The sequence below is a fragment of the [Ruminococcus] torques ATCC 27756 genome (genome assembly GCF_000153925.1).
Taxonomy (GTDB): Bacteria; Bacillota; Clostridia; order Lachnospirales; family Lachnospiraceae; genus Mediterraneibacter; species Mediterraneibacter torques.
In genome coordinates this window covers 1567-3030 of record NZ_DS264350.1, presented here as the reverse complement: position 1 = coordinate 3030, position 1464 = coordinate 1567, and the positions used below count along the sequence as shown (strand labels likewise).

Here is a 1464-nt window from a genome sequence, read left to right as displayed (position 1 = left end):
GTTTGGGAATCTTTCTTGATTTCATCAAGAAGCTTTCCCTCTTGCATTGATCTGTATTGATCACTGTTCATCCCTGAGCTTCGGCAGTGTGTTCAGCCCCGGACATTTTCGGCGCAGGACCTCTCGACTAGTGAGCTATTACGCACTCTTTTAATGGGATGACTGCTTCTAAGCCAACATCCTAGTTGTCTTCGAAATCCCACATCCTTTTCCACTTAACACACATTTTGGGGCCTTAGCTGCAGGTCTGGGCTCTTTTCCCTTTCGACTACCCAACTTATCTCGGATAGTCTGACTCCCATACATCATCTACACGGCATTCGGAGTTTGATATCCCTTGGTAAGCTTTGACGCCCCCGTAGGAATTCAGTGCTCTACCTCCGCAAGACTTGTATGAGGCTAGCCCTAAAGCTATTTCGAGGAGAACCAGCTATCTCCGGGTTCGATTGGAATTTCTCCCCTATCCACACCTCATCCCCACCCTTTTCAACGGATGTGGGTTCGGTCCTCCATTGCCTTTTACGGCAACTTCAACCTGGACATGGATAGATCACCCGGTTTCGGGTCTACTCCGACTGACTTTCGCCCTATTCAGACTTGGTTTCCCTTCGGCTCCGCACCTTCAGTGCTTAACCTCGCCAGCCAGCGTAACTCGCCGGACCGTTCTACAAAAAGTACGCGGTTCATCATATAAAGATGTTCCACAGCTTGTAAACATATGGTTTCAGGTTCTTTTTCACTCCCCTCCCGGGGTCCTTTTCACCTTTCCTTCACAGTACTATGCGCTATCGGTCACTAAGGAGTATTTAGCCTTACGGGGTGGTCCCCGCATATTCAGTCAAGGTTCCACGTGTCTCGACCTACTCTGGATACCGCCATGTCAACTCGCCTTTCGCTTACGGGACTTTCACCCTCTTTGGTCAGCTTTCCCAAAACTGTTCTGCTAAACTTGTTGAATCAATTCCGCGGTCCGAACCCCGGGATGCACGCATCCCGGTTTGGGCTCTTCCGTTTTCGCTCGCCGCTACTCACAGAATCACATGTTGTTTTCTCTTCCTCCGGCTACTTAGATGTTTCAGTTCACCGGGTTCCCTTCCTGACGTTATGGATTGGCGTCAGGATAACTGAGGTTTGCTCAGTTAGGTTTCCCCATTCAGAAATCTCCGGATCGATGGGTATTTGCCCCTCCCCGAAGCTTTTCGCAGCTTATCACGTCTTTCATCGGCTCTTAGTGCCAAGGCATCCACCATACGCTCTTATCAGCATAACCAAACGATAGTTGTTCACGGGAATGAACTTCTATCCACACATGTATAGCGTTACATGTGTTGGTTCTAGGCCAATTTATTTTTAGTTTGTTTTCTTCAAACTTTATAGTAATTGTTAAATAACATTACCTCGGATGTCTTGATTAGATATTTTATCTTATCATTGATTTTCTCTGTATGCAGTTTTCAAGGTACA

At 47.2% G+C, this 1464-nt stretch carries 1 rRNA gene and 1 other annotated feature (both cut by a window edge); the gene reads right to left on the bottom strand.

What is annotated here, in order from left to right:
* Positions 1-1270 (bottom strand) — a sequence feature (23S ribosomal RNA rRNA prediction is too short) (it extends 339 nt beyond the left edge of the window).
* 103 nt (positions 1271-1373) lie between these two features.
* Positions 1374-1464, bottom strand: a 23S ribosomal RNA gene (locus RUMTOR_RS14035); its annotated part runs 1566 nt beyond the window's last position; the annotation flags it as partial.